The sequence below is a fragment of the Hylemonella gracilis genome (assembly GCF_004328645.1).
Taxonomy (GTDB): domain Bacteria; phylum Pseudomonadota; class Gammaproteobacteria; order Burkholderiales; family Burkholderiaceae_C; genus Hylemonella; species Hylemonella gracilis_B.
This window is the reverse complement of sequence record NZ_CP031395.1, coordinates 1,604,126-1,622,032: the sequence shown is the minus strand read 5'-3', so window position 1 is coordinate 1,622,032 and position 17,907 is coordinate 1,604,126. Positions and strand designations below refer to the sequence as shown.

Below are 17,907 nucleotides of genomic sequence, written 5' to 3'. Positions count from 1 at the left end.
CGCCAGGAAGCTGCGGCGATAATCCGGCCCCGTGAATTCGCGCCTGTCCAAACCCATGCGGCTGCCTACTTTTCAGCTCAACACCTTGCAGTGGGCGCTGGGCGTGTCCCTGGGCCTGCACGCGGTCCTGCTGACCGTGCGTTTCGTCGCGCCCGAGGCGTTCGAACGTGCCTTCCGGGACACGCCGCTGGAAGTCATCCTGGTCAACGCTCGCAGCGAGGAAGAGGATGTGCGCGACGAGGAGGCCAAGGCGATTGCCCAGAGCAAGCTCGCCGGCGGCGGTGAACTCGAGGCCGGGCGCGCTACCAGCCCACTGCCGGCCACGCAGATCGACCTGCAGGGCGACACCCTGGACCAGGAAACCAGTGAGCAGCTCCAACGCCTGCAGGCCCAGCAGAACCTGCTGCTGGCCCAGGTGCGCGCCCAGCTCGCCAGCCTGCCCGCTCCCTCGCCCCAGAGCGACGCGGCGGGCAACGCCAACACCGCACAGGAAGAAAAACGCCGCCTGCTGCTCAAGCAGCTGGCGGAAATCGAGCGGCGCATCCAGCAGGACAGCGCTCGCCCGCGCAAGCACTACATCGGTCCCGCCACACGGGAAGCGGCCTACGCCCAGTATTACGACCGCCTGCGCCGTGCCATCGAAGCCAAGGGCACGGCCAACTTCCCGAACGTCGCTGGACGCCAGCTGTACGGCGAACTGACCATGGCCCTCACCGTGGATGCGCAGGGCCGCATCGTCAGCGCCGAAGTGGCGCAGGGCTCCGGCAACCGCGAGCTGGACCGGCGCGCCCAGGCCATTGCGCAGGCGGCCTCGCCGTTCGGCGCCTTCACGCCGGCCATGCGCAAGCAGGCTGATCAGATCGTGGTGGTCTCGCGCTTCCATTTCGCGCACGACGCCACGCTGCAGACCCAGGTGAGCAACGCGCCCGCGCGTTGATCGGCGCGGGACCCCGCAGGACACCCCAGGGATGCTGAAACGACTGTCGCGATGGCTGACTTCCAGACGCAGGCGCGCGGGTGCGCGCGACAATCGGCCGGCGTTCGATGACACCCGCTTCGATTTGCACCCCGAGGCCAGCCACTCCCTCTTGCATGCCCTGGACGAGCTGCCCCCGGACGAAGCTGCCATGCCGGCGCCGACGCTCGGCGCCCAGGGCAATGACAAGGCCGAGGGTCGATCCGCCTACCGCCAACACGCCATCCATCGTCGCCGCACGCCAACCTCTTCCCACCTCTCACGTTTCATGCGCGGTCCCCTGTCCCTGCCCCTGCAAGCCCTCTGGCGCTGGCTGGTCCTGCTGCTGATTGCGGGGTTCGCGCTGCAGCTTTTCTTCCTCGGACGCATCGCGCTGATGGTGCGCGTCGATCCGCAGTCCACCGCCTTCGAGCGCTCTGAGCTGTGGCGGCTCTGGCAGGAGAGCCGCGCGGACCCGCCCGTGGCCACGAACGGCAAAAAGGTGGTCGTGCGCAAGCCCAAGCCGCTACGCTGGCGTCAGCAGTGGGTGGATTACGAACGGATTTCCACGCAGCTCAAGCGCGCGGTGATCGCCTCCGAGGACGACGGCTTCGTCAATCACCCTGGCGTGGATTGGGTGGCCTTGCAGGAAGCCTGGCTGCGCAACGCGGCCGCCCAGGCCCGCGCCGAGATGCTGGCCCAGCGCTCCGCCGCGCAGCGCACCACCCAACAGGCGGTGCGCCAGCCCAAGGTGGTGGGCGGCTCCACCATCACCCAGCAACTGGCGAAGAACCTGTTTCTGTCGGGCGAACGAACCCTGCTGCGCAAAAGCCAGGAGCTGGTACTGACGCTGATGCTCGAGACCCTGCTCGACAAGCGGCGCATCCTGGAGGTGTACCTCAATCACGTCGAATGGGGTGAAGGCGTGTTTGGCGCGCAGGCCGCCGCACAGCGCTACTATGCCAAGAATGCTTGGCAGCTGGGCCCCGAAGAGGCCGCCCGCCTGGCCGTGATGCTGCCGCGCCCGCGCTTCTTCGAGAAGCTGCCCAACTCCAGCTACCTGGCCGAGCGCGCGGGCGTCATCGAATCGCGGCTTTGGTTTGCCCAGCTTCCGCCATGAAGTCCACTCCCCTCCACCGGCCATGAACACGCCCACGACGCTGCGCATCCTGGGCATCGACCCGGGCCTGCGCACCACGGGCTTTGGTGTCATCGAGGCGCAGGGCCAGCGTCTGCGCTACATCGCCAGCGGCACCATCAGCACCGCCAAGGAAGAACAGGGAAATCTGCCGGCACGGCTGAAGGTGCTGTTCGACGGGATCAACGAGGTCGTGGCGCGCTATCAACCCGTCCAGGCGGCGGTGGAAATCGTCTTCGTCAATGTCAATCCGCAGTCCACCCTGCTGCTGGGCCAGGCGCGCGGCGCCTGCCTGACGGCGCTGGTGACCTGCAGGCTACTCGTGGCCGAGTACACCGCCTTGCAGATGAAGCAGGCCGTGGCCGGCCATGGGCGCGCATCCAAGGCCGAGGTTCAGGCCATGGTGCAGCGACTGCTCAAGCTGCCCGGCCTGCCCGGGCCGGACGCGGCGGATGCCCTGGGCCTGGCGATCACGCAGGCCCATGCGGGCCAGACGCTCACGCGACTGGGCGAGGCTGCGCCGCTGTCGCGCAAGACCAGTGGCCGCTATCGGGACGGACGCGGGCACTGAGCATCAGGTACGCCAGAAATTCAGCATCGCGCGCTTGACTTCCTGCGAGCCTTGCACGTTGCCGCTTTCAGGCACGCTGTCGCGCGTGCGGTCGGTGACTTTGTCCAGCTGTTCGCGCAGGCGTTCGTCCGCATCGTCACCGAGACCGATCCAAGCACCTTTGGTCAGCGTGATGTGCGCGGCTTCCACACTGCCCGCGCCCGCGCACAGGATGGCGCGGGTGGGCGCGTCGGCGCTGGCCAGCAGCAGCATGGCGGGCACCACGGCTTCGGGCCGGAGCGCGCGCAGCACCACGTCAGGCATCAGCCCTTGTGTCATGCGCGTGGCGGCCGTGGGTGCCAGGCAGTTGACGCGTATGTCATGTTTCGCGCCTTCCAGCGCCAGCGTCTGCATCAAGCCCACCAGGGCCATCTTAGCCGCGCCGTAATTGCTCTGACCGAAGTTGCCGTACAGGCCGCTGGACGATGTCGTCATCACGATGCGGCCATATTGCTGCGCGCTCATCACGGGCCAGACGGCCTGGGTGCAATGCACGGCGCCCATGAGGTGCACGTCCAGCACCAGGCGGAAATCCGCCAGGTCCATCTTGGCGAAGGTCTTGTCGCGCAAGATGCCCGCGTTGTTCACCAGGATGTCCACCCGCCCCCAGGCATCGACCGCTTGTTGCACCATGGCTTGCACGGCATCGGGATCGGTCACGGAGGCCGCGTTGGCCAGGGCCGCGCCCCCGGCGGCGTGGATGTCGTCCACCACGGCCTGCGCCGCATCCACCGAGGCGCCGCTGCCATCGCGCGCGCCGCCCAGGTCATTCACCAGCACTTTCGCACCACGCCGGGCCAGAGCCAGCGCATGCTCACGTCCCAGACCGCCGCCCGCGCCGGTCACAATGGCCACCCGGCCCTCGAAATCGATCATGCAGCTTCTTTCAGCTCGAAGCTCGTCGTGATCTCCGCCGTCTTGCCGAGCATGATGGTGGCCGAGCAGTACTTGTCGTGGCTGAGCGCGATTGCCCGCTCCACCGCCGTTTCAGGGATGCCTTTGCCCGTCACCGTGAAATGCAGGTGGATCTTGGTGAACACCTTCGGGTCTGTCTCGGCACGCTCGCTGGTCAGCTTGACCGTGCAGCCGCGCACATCGTGCCGCCCCCGCTTGAGGATCAGCACCACGTCATAGGCCGTGCAGCCGCCCGTGCCGGCCAGTACCGTCTCCATCGGGCGGGGCGCCAGATTCTGGCCCCCGTTCTCGGGCTTGGCGGCGTCCGGCGCGCCGTCCATCATCAGCACGTGGCCACTGCCCGTTTCCGCCACAAAACCCATGCCCGAACGCGTGCCGCTCGCGCCCGTCCAACTCACCGTGCATTCCATCGCGTGTTTCCTTGTCAAAATGGGGGTCTGAATATGGGGTTTGGCCCCACGTCCTGCGTTGACGCGAATTATCCCTGCGCCACCGCCCTGCCCGCGTACCCACAAGCGGTCAGCCCTGGTCCCATCGACGTCTTTTTGAGCAGAATCGCCCCACGCATGAAAACCGGAAAAGTCCCCGCCCGCGCGCCACGCCCCCTCACCCCCGCCGACTACCTGCAGAAAATCCTCAATGCCCGCGTCTACGACGTGGCAGTGGAAACTTCGCTGGACAAGGCCAAGACCCTGAGCCGCCGCCTGCACAACACCGTGCTGCTCAAGCGTGAGGACCAGCAGCCCGTGTTCAGCTTCAAGCTGCGTGGGGCCTACAACAAGCTGGCCAACCTCACGCCCGAGCAATTGAAGAAAGGCGTGATCTGCGCCTCCGCCGGCAACCATGCGCAGGGCGTCGCGCTGGGCGCGAGCAAGCTGGGTGCGCGTGCGGTGATCGTGATGCCGACCACCACGCCGCAGGTCAAGATCGAAGCGGTGCGCGCGCTCGGCGGTGAAGTCGTGCTGCAAGGCGACAGCTACTCCGACGCCTACGCCCACGCCATGGAACTGCAGAAGAAGAATGGCCTCACCTTCGTCCACCCCTTCGACGATCCGGATGTGATCGCGGGCCAGGGCACGGTGGCCATGGAAATGCTGCGCCAGCACCAGGGGCCACTGGACGCTGTCTTCGTCGCCATCGGCGGTGGCGGGCTGATCTCCGGCGTGGCCGCCTACATCAAGACCGTGCGCCCCGAGGTCAAGGTGATCGGCGTGCAGACCCAGGACTCTTGCGCGATGCTGCAGTCCGTCAAGGCAGGTAAGCGCCTGATGTTGCCCGACGTGGGGCTGTTTTCCGACGGCACGGCCGTCAAGCAGGTGGGCATTGAAACCTTCCGTCTCGCCCGAAAACTGGTGGACGACTACATCACGGTGGACACCGACGCCGTGTGCGCCGCCATCAAGGACGTTTTCGTCGACACACGTTCCATCGTCGAACCCGCGGGCGCGTTGGCCGTGGCGGCCATCAAGCAGTACGTGGCCGAGCACAAGACCAAGGGCCAGACCTACGCGGCCATCCTCTGCGGCGCCAACATGAACTTCGACCGCCTCCGCTTCGTGGCCGAGCGCGCCGAGGTAGGCGAAGCCCGCGAAGCCCTGTTTGCCGTCACCATGCCCGAGGAACGCGGCAGCTTCCGGCGCTTCTGCGAAGTCGTGGGCCAGTTGCCCGGTGGACCGCACAACGTGACCGAGTTCAATTACCGCATCAGCGATGCGAAGAAGGCGCACGTCTTCGTCGGCCTAACCACCAGCGCCCCAGGCGAAAGCAGCAAGATCGCGGCCAACTTCAAGCGCCACGGCTTCACCACCCTGGATATCTCGCACGACGATCTGGCGCAGGAACACATCCGCCACCTCGTCGGCGGCCGTTCGGCCCTGGCCAAGGACGAACGCCTGCTGCGCTTCACCTTCCCCGAGCGACCGGGCGCCCTGCTCAAGTTCCTGAGCCTGATGCAGCCCAACTGGAACATCAGCCTCTTCCACTACCGCAACCAGGGCGCGGACTACGCCCGCACCCTGGTCGGCCTGCAAGTGCCCAAGGCGGACGACAAAGCCTTCAAGAAGTTTCTTGCCACGCTGGGGTATGCCCATGTGGAAGAGACCGAGAACCCGGCCTACCAGATGTTTTTGCAGGCTTGAATCGCCCCGGGTGAATCGGTTGATCCGAGCAATTAAAGTCGATAACAGGTAAATAAAGTCGATAACAAAGGCCTAGTTTTTATGCGGCCTGGCGGGGAGGCGACAGTTTTCTGCTGTAGTCGATAACAGCCATCCAGCAATGACGCGGCCTAGCAAGCGTTTATGACGCCTGATGGTCGACGGTTCTAGGAGAAGTTTTCGGGTCAATTGCCCGCGTCGGGCAATACTTGGTTTGCCAAGTCTGGCGGCGATCGCTACCACCAGACTCTTCGCCAAAGCGGTGGCAGCTTCAGGCTGATCTGAGTCGTTCACGCCCCAGGTCCGGAGCGACCGCTCCTGGCAAGACCGGCCACTGAGCGCGGGCGGCCTAGCCGGCAATTTCACTGATAGCCCGGCCGCGCACCTCGCGCCACCTTCTTGACTGCTTGAATGACCGCTTTAGCGCGGCGCGGCCTGCTCATGTCGACCCATAGCTGACGCTCGCTACGTGGCGAAGCAGTCATTCAACTCAAATGTGACTGGCCCCTAGCCGCAACGTGTTTGAGCTGACCGACAAGTTTGACTTCTGCGCGCAATAGTTCGGTACTGTCATGATTGGCCCGCTCGAACCATCCTGAACTCGCCTAAGGAGGCCGCCACAGTGAATGTGCGCACAGTTGGATCGAAGTACTTGAGCGTTGCCCTCAACACTTTTCGGTTTCCGTCAAAGCGAGCTCCAAGTAGCACCTCCCTGAGCTCCAGATCTTCAGAGAACTCCTAGATTAGGTTTAGAGACTTCCAAAGACCGTTATGAACCACAATCTCTTGCATTCTATTGAATGAGGCGTTCCTCTTTCGATGCTTGAAAGAAAACCTATCCGTACCTTGTTCCGTCTTCCATGTATTGCCAATCCAAGATGCATTGAACATGTCTTTGGCTATCTCTTCCGCCGGCTGCTTTCCAGCTAATCCATGCTCAGTTAATTTACGTGCGAAGTCTTCGAATGGAAATCGACGCCCAAGCTCCGAAAGAATAGAAGGTAACTCCGAGCGAACTTCTTCGACAGTAAAGCCCGCCAGTCCATCGGACAACTCTTGCAAGAACCACTCAGAATAATTGGCCAGTGCGGCCAGAATTTGTTTGCGTTCAAAGGGAGGGTTGGCACCGATAGACTGAAGCTCACGGAAGAAGCTGATCAGATCACGCGGCAGAAATCTCGTGTTGTCGAGAATAAATGCTGCCGAATCTTTTGAATCAATGTATTTGCCGAACCACGTTTCCCAAAGATTTCCTATTGGCTCAGTGAATCCTGCCGCATGAGCCCTTTTTTCGATGACGTTTAGCAACGGTGTATCTAATGGGGATCTTGTGTTGTCGTACCATTTAAGAGGTATTCCGTTGTCATTCACGCGCTTCGCCAAGTTGGGGTCGGGAATCAGTGACAACACCTCATCTCGGATCATGACGATGACCTTCGCATCTACGTCGAGCGAGGCAAAATACAAGTTGATCGCGCGGGCTGCATTTATCAGGTCCCCAAGGTAAGCTGCATTCGTCCGGCCGTCCTTCAGCGGGTGATCTAAGCCATCGACTATGAGTCGAAAATTGGATTGGGATGGCTTACATTGACCAATCAGCTCTTTGACAGATCCTAGGACGGCCGCAGGATCTTTCAGTTTCGTCGTTGTATCGTTTGTGGTCTCGCCTCTCAGTTCTGCGTTGATCGTTTTGAAGGTTAAGAACGCGCCACGGCGGCTTGTCTGCTGAACAATCGAGACAAGGCTAGAAGAGGGTGCGAGTCCGTGGCGCTGCAGCGCGCGCCCAAGCGCCTCGACCCCACCGTTCAATTGTTTGAAGTGCTCATCTTGAAGCAGCAAAGACAGGACGCGAATGAGAAGAAGCAGCTGCCAAACAGACAGTGCTCCACCAATCGCTTTTCCCCTCTCTCCTCCGGTCTTCTCAAGTAGATGGAACTCAAACTGTTCAAGATCGTCAATCGAAACGAATCTATTCCATTCAGGCTTGGCTGAAAGATGCAACTTTGAGGCAAGGGCGCTCTTCCCAGATCCTTTCGTTCCGAGCACCAAGAACTTTGACGGATCGTTCACGCGTTGCAGCACATTCTCCAAATCGACGTAGCACAACTCGATGAGTTCGGGAGAGTAGATTTTCTCTTCTGTCGCATCTGTGTATTTGAAATTGATTTTGCTGAACAAAGAGCGCTCCTCGTTTGAATGCAATGCCAGAGTGTAGATTGTTAAGGGCGGCTTCTGACGGTACGATCACCGACAGTGATACCCCTTCGATGCTGTATCAGCCGTATATAGCTGCTCCTCGTTCTATACAACCTTCTTTCATTGATCTTCGCACATCGCCGGACCGCTTTTATACGTCGGAATGAAACCGAAAAACCAGGCAAGAAAGTCAACAGATTTCAGGACGCATGCAATGCTGTGCCACCCCTCAATTGAGATGCAACGGCCGCAATCTGCTTCGTGGATCGAAAGGCTGCTTCTGGCCGAAAGTGTGATTCCGACACTGTGCCTCGAAGCTGACTTTGAGTAAACTGGTTTTCGCGCCGAACGACGGTCATCGCAAATTCTGGCCAACTGGCGCTCCCGGCCAGAAGCGGAAGTTGGCGAATCAGCTTGAAAGCAGTCACTCCATACAGTAACAACGGACTGCTGAAACTGAGGGCGGCGGCGGTGATGTAATTTTGTATTTTTGCGGAGCTTCTCTATTTTTTATGAACGAGACGCCACGCTATATTCATCTGAATTCTTGAAGCAATACAAGCACTTAGACCGAAGCTAGGGATGCACTAGGATGAACACCCATCCATGTTATTCCGCACTTTTGCGGTCCATATCACGTTAGGCTCCAGATTGCACCAACTTGTCCTCTCGCAACTAGAGCTGATTCACCCGGTCTCCGAGGCCGAGCGCGAGCAATGGCTGGATGCCAAGAGTTGGGTTGCGTCGGGCGCGCCGCTTTTCCGGGTGGCCAAGCCAGCGACTCCGCCGAAGCATTTGGTCTCGTACTTCCCTGTGGTCGACGATGAACATATCCTTCTCGTAGATCACAAGAACGCGAAGCGATGGCTGCCGACCGGCGGTCATGTGGAAGAAGGCGAAGATCCCAGGGCAACCGTTATCCGGGAGCTAAAGGAGGAACTTGGCTTTGATGTCTTAGGATCAGAGATCCAAGCACCGCTGATGGTGACTGTCACCGAGACAGTGGGCCTCACGAGTGGGCACACGGACGTGTCGCTTTGGTATCCGGTGCGCAGATCAAGGCACGAACCGATCAACTTCGATGACTCGGAGTTCAACGATGCCCGCTGGTTCCACTTCTCCGAAGTGCCGCTGGATGAGAGTGACCCAAACCTTGGGCACTTCTTACGAAAGCTGCGCGCTGGGGCCTAATCACTCAGTCAGCGCGAACCGCCTGCAAGCTGCGCTTGCAGGTTCCCTTCGCCGCTCCGGTGGCCGGGTACTTCGAACATTGAGTGATTGCTTTCTTTGGCAACGACAGACTGCAACTGGTCGGCAACACCTATTCGCACTCGCCGACAGCGGACCTTCAAGTCGCGACTTAGATTCAGCGCGCCGCTAGTGTCGGAGCTTCACCTGATCCCAGCCGTCGTATCGACCAAGGGCGTGGGCACGCGGATGACCGCTGTGTGAACTACACCGGAAAGTGACTGCTCGTGAGCGACCGGCGGCAACCGCTGCACAGCCGCCGTCCAACACGTGACGTTCGCGTCAGGCTGATTACTGTCTCTCGCCGCGAGAGGGCCGGAGTGCGGCTTCCGGCCCTAGTCAGTTGCTAGGCTTACTCTGAAGCGGTCATTGATATGCGTAGGTTTCGCGATGCAATAGACCTGAAAAGGCTACCCACTGCCAAGTGCACCACTCAGGAACTCAAGCATACGAGGCCATGATTCCTGTCTCGCACGTGCAGTCCCCTCTGGCGTTCCACCCATATCCATTTCTTCGCCCGATACCGGATGCTTCGACTTGAGCATCGTCGTTGGAGCGTTTGGCCAAGCGATGCTGTGTCCCGCATCTGCATAGGCTAGATGCTTGACCGGATGACGAAATCCAAGTCGTTTGAAGCGCTCTACAGCGAACTCTGTCAGTCCGGTGGACGGCCATACCCTGTCTTCGATGCCACTAATCATCAGCACAGGTCCGTTGATGTTCTCCACACGGATTGATGTCTTGTTCGCATACGCGGCATCCTTCAACGGGATGAGGTACCAATCGAAGCTACCTTCTCGTGCGTTGCCTGTTGCAAGTGCCTCGTCCCACTGCTCGTAGGTCAGCGTCTTGGCGTAAGGGAGTTCCTTCCCACCTGAAGTCCAAGCTCCATTTCCGCTTGCAGGGTACGCAGGCCAGAGGATGCCGCTGGGCACATACGCGACCACGGCCCGTATTTCAGAGAATGTCGCACCGAGAAGCAAGGCCAGCTCTCCACCTCGCGATGCGCCGACCACCGCAACCTGGTCGGCAGCGATGTTAGGCTGCGCTCCCAGCCATTCCAGGGCTGTGCCGAAGTATTCGAGCGGAATGCGGTCAAGCGTAGGCGGCAGGCCTTCGGCGCCGAAGTATGCGAGGGCAAGCGCAGCGTAGCCTCGTGATGCCAGCAGTGCCGCTACCTCCTGGGACCAGGCCAATCCCCCGCTGGAACCACCGACCACAAGGACTGTGCTGTGGGGGCCGGGTCGATTGGGCTCAAACATCTTGCCGACTAGGCCCCGTTCCCTGACCTTCCGCGACACAACCCCCTCGTTCATGTAGACACGCCTGACAGCGTGGGAGATTGGCGGCGCACCATCGTCCCTTTCTGCGGTAAGCGTTGCCGTGAGCGGGTCCGTACTTTTGCCGTCGTAGCCTTTTGCGATCTCAGAAGACACCGGGGCGCGGGACCAGAAGAGTCCCATGGAGTCGACGCCCGTGTATGAGCCAGAAACAGGTGCTTGAGTACTCAGGTCCACGACGCCGCGGGAGTCAGCGAGGAAAACTGCCTCGGACCGCCACACAGCATCATTGAAGCAGCTCCACAGCTTCAGGTTCAACCGTTCGCCGGCACGAAGCCCCTGCACCCGGATCTGGAGCATCTCGTCCACAAGACACTGATGAGGCAGCGTGTCGAACTTCATGAAGTAGGGTTTGGGAGGACCGGTATGGACAATACTGGCCCTGATTTTTGCTGGATTCCGCCTGCGAACACGGACCTCAATTGGCGCTTGGTACGCCGTCCAGACCGAGTCTTTCGAGGACCTGCTGGTTGTACCGCGCCCAGTCTCGCTCAGAGTTCTCGATGACCATCTTGTCCAGCCTCAGTCTGTCGAAGAGCGCGTCCGTCATGAGTCGGTAGTCCTGGTACAGCGCGATAAGGCCTTCGAGACCAGCCAAGCTCCGGCGGACCGCGTACGGTCCTTTCAGCTTCCAGTCGACCTGATATTTCACCCACGCCTCCCCTCGCTCAGCACAAACAAGGCGCACGGCGCGTTCAACATTCTGCTGCCGCAGATAGACGACGAGCGGGTTCAATGGCTCGATGACATGGACCAAGCGATCGCAGTACGCCGCAAGGTCATCGAAGCTCGCCTCCATCAGGAAGAGATTGGTAAGGTCGCCGTGGAAGAGCTGGCCGTCCAGCACGGGCACGGACGCGTTAAGTCGGACCTCTTCAGCAAACGAGCGCCACCTTGAAACTGCTCGACGCGCCAGCTGTTCAGCTGTGGATTCGCGCCAGGGTTCGAACCAGTGTTGGAGCTCATCAGTCGCCCGAACAGGGTGCGGGTCGGAACGCTCGTGAACAGCAAGTGCCGGCAGGCCTGCATCTTCCAGCGCCTTCGCGACGAACCTCATGGTTGTCGATTTTCCGGAGCCCATGATGCCCTCGATGATGACAATCCCATGGTTCTCGGAAGACCCGTGGTCTGGCAATGCGACGGGATTCATCTGAATATCGTATTCGATTTCGGCTTCAGGCTGAGGCTGCGTGAAAACTCGCTAGAACCATGAGAACGAGAGTCCTGAACCCTTTGGACATTCCAAGAAAACCGCTTCTGGGCCAATCTGAGAGACCTTTGCTTCACCGTCTGGAGTGTTGAGCGAGTTTTCACACAGCCTCAGCTGATTGCGTCCCCTCGCAGTCGTGATCATCCAAGTGCTATTCCCGACCCTAAGCGGTCAACCAGCATCTATCAAGAGCAGGCGTTCGCTGTCACCGAAGTGCAAGCAGCCTAACATTTGAGCCGCTCTGTGTGATTCAGGCCGATGGTGGTTGGCGTTGGTGAGGGCTTAGCCGACCGAGCCGGCCAAGGCGCGGCCGGGTCTTGACATGATGGTTCGAGCCATAACAGCCTTTATGCTTGCGGTAAGGAGGCGCCACACAGTGGTGAAAGTCTTTGCTTATGAGCAAGAAACACGAGTCCGAACGAGACCCCCTCAAGGGTACCCAGGTGACGAGCACTGTCGCTACTGGCGGCGGAGGCGGAGTCTTCCAGGCCCGCGTGGGCGCTCTGTACCTGGCGAACATGCTTACAGGTCTGCCTACGGCGTTCTGCCTACATGGCTGCCGCGTCGAAACCCTTCGCTTTGAGGCTCGCTACACCGGAGCCCACACCGACGACGTCTACAGCCAGATCAGCCGCGGCAGCGTCACTTGGCAGCAGTTCATTCAGTGCAAGCGAGGACTGAACGCCACAGCGGGCGACACGGACTTCATCGACAGCCTACAAGGGGTCTGGAGAGACTTCCTGAAGGTTGAAGGAAGCCCCTTCGTTCGCTCTCGTGACGTGCTGGTGATTGCCACCATTGCGCCCGCCACCGCGGCCAATCAAGCGGCCAAGCGGCTCTGCGAGTTATCCCGAGCCTCAGTTGACCTCGCGGACTTCCTGCAGAAGCTGGAATCTAAGATCTTTGACCGCAAGCACAAGGACACTTGGTCGGCTTTCAAGTCGGTTTCCCGGAACACTATTGGTAACGAGTACACCGACGAGCTCGTCTTCGCTCTGCTCCAGCATCTCCGGGTTGACATCCATGACCTCGGTGTGTAGATCTGCTTCAGATTGCGCCGCTGTTTCCGCGATTTTGTTGCCTCGATTCCTAGCCAGTTGGCCAGCTTCTCGGCATAGGGATCTAGCTTGCTTGGGCTAGCCCGCCTTGTGTAGGTGGGTTCGGTCTCCTCCGAACGGAGGTACTTCTTCACTGTGTTGCGAGCCAGGCCTGTGCGCCTGGAGATCTCGCGGATGGACATCTGTTCTCGCAGTGCCCAACGCCTGATGACATTCAATGTCGCCACGTCTATCACTCCAAATTTCCCTCCGCGTTTAAAGCTCGGAGGGTAGGGCCTACGTGGGTCAACTTTGGATGGAAATTACTGATCCAAGTGGGTCAGATTTCGGCGGAATTCAACACTGCAAGCCTGCAACCTTCAGATGAACATGGATACATAGACGAAAGCAATCGGAAAAATGAACCCGATCACCCCGACCATGAAAGACGCTTGCCATTGTCTAAAGTCAGATGCGTTACGCACAGAGAAGTGAGCCATGAACCGCTTGAAAGGAGTGTTCAGTGGCATATCGGGAGGGAACCAATTCACGCAACAGAGCACAGCCCAGAAAACAGACAGCAACGGGCAGGCGAAGCGCAGGCAATACCGCATTGCGCGGATATCAAGCCATCCTGCTAGAACCAAGAGTCCCGTCCCATGAAAAATGGCGATGAGCGCAACTGAGGCTGCAATGAGGTACCAGCGAAATGGATATGCAAAGGTACCCAACGATTTGCATGCTGAAGGTGTCATCTATGCCAGTGTGCATGAAGCACTCTACGGCTGCATCAAGCCGAGCCGCACAAAGCGCTCGGCTTGAGTGAAGCGCTGATCAGAGCGCTGCGTCCTTGAGCTTCTTCAGGGCACGTGCCTTGATGCGCACGGTGGCAGGCTTGGCGGCGAACACCTGTTCTTCCTTCGTGAACGGGTTGATGCCTTTGCGCTTGGGCTTGGCGGGCACCTTCTGAACGCCGATCTTGAGCAGTCCGGGCAGCGTGAACTCACCCGCGCCCTTCTTGTTGATTGCACCCAGCACGGTCGCTTCCAAGGCGGCCAGCACAGCCTTCACGGACTTGGGTTCCACACCCGACTGCTCAGCCAAATGGCTGGCCAGCGCGCCCTTGGTGAAGGTGTCCTTGATGGGACGCACCGCGGCTGCGACGGGAGCCTTTGCAGTTTTCTTCGCAGTGGAGGGGGAAGACTTTTTCTTTGCAGTTACCATGTTTCCTGAACTCTGTTGTTGTGGATGGAATGATGCACGCCATACGACATGGAGCCGAATTGCGTCGTCTTTGATTCTATCGAGGCAAATACGCGGTCTTGCCCCAGGGATTTCAGTTCGGCGCGAAGACTGAGAAATCCTACCGATCGCTCGTGCAGCAGGCTATCGGCAGGCATCCGAACATAGTTCCTTCAGAACGTCAGGTGCAGTGAATGGGAAAGAAATCAGAGCCTTGGGAGATTGAGCTGTACCGCGCTGTGGATGAGGTCCTGTTCTACATCTGGGACCCCATTGGGGTGTCCCGCTCGCCCGAGGCTCGGAACGAGTACCACAGCTACCTACCCCAGGTCTACGCCTTGCTCACAAACTCTTCCACTGCAGGTGAGATCTCCCACTATCTCGGATCGGTGATCCAGTACATGGGTTTGTCTCAACAAAATCCAAAGCACGACGCCGAGGTGGCTGAAGTTCTTCTGCATTGGCGCGACGTTATTAGGAAGCGCTACGCTTGATCTTGCATCTGAAACCCTGGAAACCCATGCTCAAACGCCTTTTGTCCACCCTGAGCGGGAAAAAATCTTCTTCCAAATCTTCACAAAAAATTGCACCTGTCGCCTCAACTACAGCGGCAGAAGAAGATCTGATTACGGCGTATGACGCCTATGGTCGGGAAGTCAAGATCACTCGAAATGACTGGCGCGATAAAGTCTTTCTGCCCAGCCTGGAGCCAAAGTGGAATGACGCAGGCGAGCTGTATAAATTGGTGATCTCGGGTCTCAACGACGGATTCGAGAAAGACCTACTGCCAGCTACGAAACGACTGCTCGAGATCGATGGTGACCCCGAGCGCAGTCACACGATTCGGAGCATCGTGCTGATGAAAAACGGACGGCTGGATGAGGCAGAAAAAACATTGCGCGAAGGAATCTCCAAAAAAGGAGAAACCGGCTCTCTACTCACCAATCTCGCCAAGGTATTTACGGAGCGCGGAGATCAGAGCAACTCCGATGAAACTCTTTGGCGCTCGATACAAGTGGATCCGAATCAGGAGAACGGACTGCTCTGGTGGTCCGCCGTCCAAAAGGAGCGCGGTGGCGAAGCTGGTTATCTACAGGCTCTACATACTGCGGCGGCCTTGCCCGGCAGTTGGCGCGCGAAGCTTTGGCTGGCCCGCCATCATCTAGAGCGCAAAGAAATCGAATCGGCTCGATCCCTTTACCAAGAGGTCTTGGCAAGCGGCTTATACGATGGCAACACTCTGACGATGATGTCGGGCGACTTGGGCAACAATGGCCAGATACCGCTTATTCTCGAGCTGATTGCTCCACTCTACGATGAGCACAAGCACGATACGTTCACCGGGATAAACCTGCTCCGAGCCTATCGGGAACTCGGCAAAGCGGACGAAGGACAAGCCTTACTCGCCCGCATGTACGCTCTCGGTCTTGCGCCGATCCGGCAGCAATTGAACCAGTTTGCGGAAGCCTTTCAGAAGATGAGTAGGGATGATGGGCAACGTGCATCCATTGATCCAGACAATCTGAAAATCAGCTCAATCGGGCTTACGCAGCCGATATGGCAATACGGCCTGCGCAACGCCGACTGGCTCTTTGCTCAAAAACCAGAAGCGGCTCCGAAAATTGGCTTCTTCGCGTTTTCAAAGAACGTGAGTGGTGAGATTCGCGCTGAGTCGCAGCGCGAAGACGATATTGGTCGACTCACTCGCGCGATTCCTCTCTATCTGACTGAGGCGGTTCATTACTGGAGTGATTACGCGGCGAGTTGCTACGTCATGGTTGTTGAGGGAGGTGGTCCTGTCATATCAGCAGGCCCAATTGACGAGAACAAAATCTTCGACAACCTGCCACCAGAGATGAAGTATTTCGTCACCGGAGAAATTGGCAGCCCCGGTCCAGGCAGCGACGAGCCCTGGATGATTTCCCTGGTTCTTTGGGATTGCGCTACTCGCTCCAAGATATCCACCGATAACAGAGAGACAACTCAAGCGGCCCTTGGTGCTACTGTGCTGGAAATGGAGAACCTCTTGCTCGACCGCATCGGTTTCAAACGCACACAGGCGTTGGACACGTTCTACACCCGCCCTGACGCTGAGATCCTGCCGATCTACCTGACCGAGCTTGGACAGGCGCTTACGCTGACGCTGCTCGCCAACGACATTGCTCCGAAATCTAGCCTGTGGGGTGAGCGCGCAATACTGGACTGGCCCCTGACCATGGCCCTGCACTGGCCTAAGTCCGAGGTGCCCAAGCTGATGTACCTATCGGGTCTGGGCAAAGCACTCGACTACAAATCCGACGCACTTCCGGAATACAAGGAGCGCAGCTTGCAGTTGCTCCGTGATGCTGAAAATTCGGACAGTCCTACAAAACGACTGTCGCCTCTGGTGTGGAAGATATTCGGCATCACCGACGCTCTTGAAGAACATATTCAGGCTCAACCGGATGATGTTGATTCGTCTTATAGCGCTTGGCTGAGGCGAGTTTCGGAGTAAACCGCCGATTATCTGCACTGACCGCGACTTGTGCCGAATATTTTGATCACCCTGAATCGACCAAATAATCGACGATGTCATTTGATTCAAGTCGAGCCGCAGAGATTTCTATTGAATTGCGGCGATTCACCCATTTTGGGAATCCGTTGCCGTTGGCCACAAGTCGCGGCCAGCTCGGGATGGTGGAAGCCACTTTCATTCGTTAGATAGAAATGAATACCAGCTTGCGTGGAAGGCGGTTCGAAGATGAGGTTTTTGATCTCCTCCGAGACGAGTTGGAGGCCGATCGGTTGGGTCTCCTCGCCCGGCACTGTTCCACCTTTCAGAGAAAAGGCTACTACTCACGCGATCGCGGTACGGATATTGTTGTAGATATCTCCATTGAAGTACGACTTCCGAACGCCAAGGATTGGTCCATGCTATGGGTCTGTGAATGCAAGGACTACCGTACTGCGATTCCTGTTGACGATGTTGAGGAATTCAAGGCGAAGTTGGATCAGATCGCTGGGAAGAACGTCAAAGGAGTCTTGGCTATCAGTGGCGCAATTCAAGCTGGTGGCCTTGCATACGCCAAAGCTAATGGAATAGCCGTACTCCGAATTCTTCCTCGAAATCAGGTTAGGTGGGTGTCTTACCGTGCGAGACCTGAATTTGAACCTTTGACGCCGAATTACACTCAGGCAGTCACCTCAGACGGATATGTTTCCGAGAACCAAGAGTTTTTTGCAAAATTCAATGGTCGAAACTACGACACATGGCGCGCTCTATTAAGTGCGCCTCTGTCGATCTCAATCCCGGAATAGAACCTTGAAGGCCAGCCAGTCGTCGGTACTCGACTCGGGACTGGGCTGGTCCTGCCAGAATCGGAAATCTAAGTGACAGACTTCGTGAGCGTTTCGTTCATGTCTAGGCCCCGTCTTATACGCAACGTATTGTCGAGCCCGCGATGAGTGAGCGCCGTCGCAAGCGAGGTCGAAACGGCGCCCATCCACGAATCAACTGTTGGAGCAGTCATGGTTAGAAGCTGGCTTTACACATTGACGTGTATGTTTCTGACAGGTTGTGCGCCTCTCAGCGGGTTATCAGATAGCTACCCCACGAAATGGCCAACTGTTCAGAATTCGAGAGGCTGTCCTGATTTAACAGGAAGCTATATGCCAATTGGCCTCTATTCCAATCTTCCAGAGATCGACTCCAACAATTTGCCAAGCCGCATGCGTCTGGGTTCGTCTACATCGGGCCCAATCATTCTCGAATCGTCTCTTGGCGCATTAAAGGCAATTGTCACCAACGTCGACGGTACAAAAAGATTCGAGGTGACAATGCATGAAGCTTCGAATGATTTTTCTTGCGCTGATGGCGCTCT

15 protein-coding genes and 1 pseudogene are annotated in these 17,907 nt (G+C 58.5%); 9 read left to right on the top strand and 7 right to left on the bottom strand.

Annotated elements, in window-relative coordinates:
• Positions 1 to 55 precede the first annotated feature (55 nt).
• Genes DW355_RS07665 through ruvC form a run of 3 tightly spaced genes read left to right on the top strand, consistent with a single transcriptional unit; the run spans position 56 to position 2,664 of the window.
• Complete coding sequence (locus tag DW355_RS07665; protein WP_131278965.1) at positions 56 to 937, top strand: energy transducer TonB; 882 nt, start codon at positions 56 to 58, stop codon at positions 935 to 937.
• A gap of 31 nt (positions 938 to 968) precedes the next feature.
• On the top strand, positions 969 to 2,075 hold the full coding sequence (locus DW355_RS07660; protein ID WP_347562750.1) for a transglycosylase domain-containing protein: 1,107 nt from the start codon (positions 969 to 971) through the stop codon (positions 2,073 to 2,075).
• Positions 2,076 to 2,115: 40 nt separating this feature from the next.
• The gene (gene ruvC / locus DW355_RS07655; protein WP_131282468.1) at positions 2,116 to 2,664 is read left to right on the top strand and encodes a crossover junction endodeoxyribonuclease RuvC; all 549 of its coding nucleotides are present in this window, start codon (positions 2,116 to 2,118) and stop codon (positions 2,662 to 2,664) included.
• Positions 2,665 to 2,667: 3 nt separating this feature from the next.
• On the opposite strand, the gene DW355_RS07650 is transcribed toward ruvC, so the two are convergent.
• Both DW355_RS07650 and DW355_RS07645 read right to left on the bottom strand, forming a co-directional pair.
• Positions 2,668 to 3,579 (bottom strand): SDR family NAD(P)-dependent oxidoreductase, encoded by a 912-nt coding sequence (locus tag DW355_RS07650; protein ID WP_131278963.1) that lies wholly within the window; start codon positions 3,577 to 3,579, stop codon positions 2,668 to 2,670.
• Positions 3,576 to 4,028, bottom strand: a complete 453-nt coding sequence (locus DW355_RS07645; RefSeq protein WP_131278961.1) for an OsmC family protein — start codon at positions 4,026 to 4,028, stop codon at positions 3,576 to 3,578. The genes DW355_RS07650 and DW355_RS07645 overlap by 4 nt, the downstream gene beginning before the upstream one ends.
• Positions 4,029 to 4,184: 156 nt before the next feature.
• Here DW355_RS07645 and ilvA point away from each other — a divergent pair, with 156 nt between their 5' ends.
• Entirely contained in the window at positions 4,185 to 5,756 is a 1,572-nt protein-coding gene (gene ilvA, locus DW355_RS07640; RefSeq protein ID WP_131278959.1) for a threonine ammonia-lyase, biosynthetic, read from the top strand.
• Positions 5,757 to 6,512: 756 nt separating this feature from the next.
• On the opposite strand, the gene DW355_RS07635 is transcribed toward ilvA, so the two are convergent.
• The gene (locus DW355_RS07635; protein ID WP_131278957.1) at positions 6,513 to 7,952 is read right to left on the bottom strand and encodes a P-loop ATPase, Sll1717 family; all 1,440 of its coding nucleotides are present in this window, start codon (positions 7,950 to 7,952) and stop codon (positions 6,513 to 6,515) included.
• 624 nt (positions 7,953 to 8,576) lie between these two features.
• Here DW355_RS07635 and DW355_RS07630 point away from each other — a divergent pair.
• Positions 8,577 to 9,161 carry an NUDIX domain-containing protein gene (locus DW355_RS07630; RefSeq protein WP_131278955.1) on the top strand — a complete coding sequence of 195 codons (585 nt, stop codon included), beginning with the start codon at positions 8,577 to 8,579 and terminating at the stop codon, positions 9,159 to 9,161.
• Positions 9,162 to 9,628: 467 nt separating this feature from the next.
• On the opposite strand, the gene DW355_RS07625 is transcribed toward DW355_RS07630, so the two are convergent.
• Both DW355_RS07625 and DW355_RS07620 read right to left on the bottom strand, forming a co-directional pair.
• Entirely contained in the window at positions 9,629 to 10,900 is a 1,272-nt protein-coding gene (locus DW355_RS07625; RefSeq protein WP_131278953.1) for an acyl-CoA thioester hydrolase/BAAT C-terminal domain-containing protein, read from the bottom strand.
• Positions 10,901 to 10,976: 76 nt separating this feature from the next.
• Complete coding sequence (locus tag DW355_RS07620) at positions 10,977 to 11,708, bottom strand: hypothetical protein (RefSeq protein WP_242671332.1); 732 nt, start codon at positions 11,706 to 11,708, stop codon at positions 10,977 to 10,979.
• A gap of 455 nt (positions 11,709 to 12,163) precedes the next feature.
• Here DW355_RS07620 and DW355_RS07615 point away from each other — a divergent pair, with 455 nt between their 5' ends.
• Complete coding sequence (locus DW355_RS07615; protein ID WP_207388158.1) at positions 12,164 to 12,808, top strand: hypothetical protein; 645 nt, start codon at positions 12,164 to 12,166, stop codon at positions 12,806 to 12,808.
• Here DW355_RS07615 and DW355_RS07610 read toward each other — a convergent pair.
• Positions 12,805 to 13,062: pseudogene (locus DW355_RS07610) on the bottom strand (IS21 family transposase); the annotation flags it as partial. The gene DW355_RS07615 and the pseudogene DW355_RS07610 overlap by 4 nt on opposite strands.
• 577 nt (positions 13,063 to 13,639) lie before the next feature.
• On the bottom strand, positions 13,640 to 14,029 hold the full coding sequence (locus DW355_RS07605) for an HU family DNA-binding protein (RefSeq protein WP_131278951.1): 390 nt from the start codon (positions 14,027 to 14,029) through the stop codon (positions 13,640 to 13,642).
• Between the two features lie 212 nt (positions 14,030 to 14,241).
• Between DW355_RS07605 and DW355_RS07600 the strand changes: the two genes are divergently transcribed.
• The 3 genes from DW355_RS07600 (at position 14,242) to DW355_RS07590 (ending at position 17,344) form a co-directional block, all read left to right on the top strand.
• Positions 14,242 to 14,541: a hypothetical protein gene (locus DW355_RS07600; protein WP_131278949.1), complete on the top strand. Its 300-nt coding sequence runs from the start codon at positions 14,242 to 14,244 to the stop codon at positions 14,539 to 14,541.
• A 26-nt stretch (positions 14,542 to 14,567) separates the two neighbouring features.
• A complete protein-coding gene (locus tag DW355_RS07595; protein WP_131278947.1) occupies positions 14,568 to 16,541 on the top strand; it encodes a tetratricopeptide repeat protein in 1,974 nt (657 codons plus the stop codon).
• Positions 16,542 to 16,753: 212 nt separating this feature from the next.
• Positions 16,754 to 17,344, top strand: coding sequence for a restriction endonuclease (locus DW355_RS07590; protein WP_131278945.1), 591 nt, complete (start codon positions 16,754 to 16,756; stop codon positions 17,342 to 17,344).
• Positions 17,345 to 17,907: the final 563 nt, after the last annotated feature.

Coding starts and splice junctions, on each gene's coding strand:
- DW355_RS07645 (WP_131278961.1), bottom strand. CDS start 4,028: ATGGAATGCACGGTGAGTTGGACGGGCGCGAGCGGCACGCGTTCGGGC.
- DW355_RS07660 (WP_347562750.1), top strand. CDS start 969: ATGCTGAAACGACTGTCGCGATGGCTGACTTCCAGACGCAGGCGCGCG.
- DW355_RS07665 (WP_131278965.1), top strand. CDS start 56: ATGCGGCTGCCTACTTTTCAGCTCAACACCTTGCAGTGGGCGCTGGGC.
- DW355_RS07615 (WP_207388158.1), top strand. CDS start 12,164: ATGAGCAAGAAACACGAGTCCGAACGAGACCCCCTCAAGGGTACCCAG.
- DW355_RS07590 (WP_131278945.1), top strand. CDS start 16,754: ATGAATACCAGCTTGCGTGGAAGGCGGTTCGAAGATGAGGTTTTTGAT.
- DW355_RS07595 (WP_131278947.1), top strand. CDS start 14,568: ATGCTCAAACGCCTTTTGTCCACCCTGAGCGGGAAAAAATCTTCTTCC.
- DW355_RS07650 (WP_131278963.1), bottom strand. CDS start 3,579: ATGATCGATTTCGAGGGCCGGGTGGCCATTGTGACCGGCGCGGGCGGC.
- DW355_RS07630 (WP_131278955.1), top strand. CDS start 8,577: ATGTTATTCCGCACTTTTGCGGTCCATATCACGTTAGGCTCCAGATTG.
- DW355_RS07625 (WP_131278953.1), bottom strand. CDS start 10,900: ATGAAGTTCGACACGCTGCCTCATCAGTGTCTTGTGGACGAGATGCTC.
- DW355_RS07605 (WP_131278951.1), bottom strand. CDS start 14,029: ATGGTAACTGCAAAGAAAAAGTCTTCCCCCTCCACTGCGAAGAAAACT.
- DW355_RS07600 (WP_131278949.1), top strand. CDS start 14,242: ATGGGAAAGAAATCAGAGCCTTGGGAGATTGAGCTGTACCGCGCTGTG.
- DW355_RS07620 (WP_242671332.1), bottom strand. CDS start 11,708: ATGAATCCCGTCGCATTGCCAGACCACGGGTCTTCCGAGAACCATGGG.
- ilvA (WP_131278959.1), top strand. CDS start 4,185: ATGAAAACCGGAAAAGTCCCCGCCCGCGCGCCACGCCCCCTCACCCCC.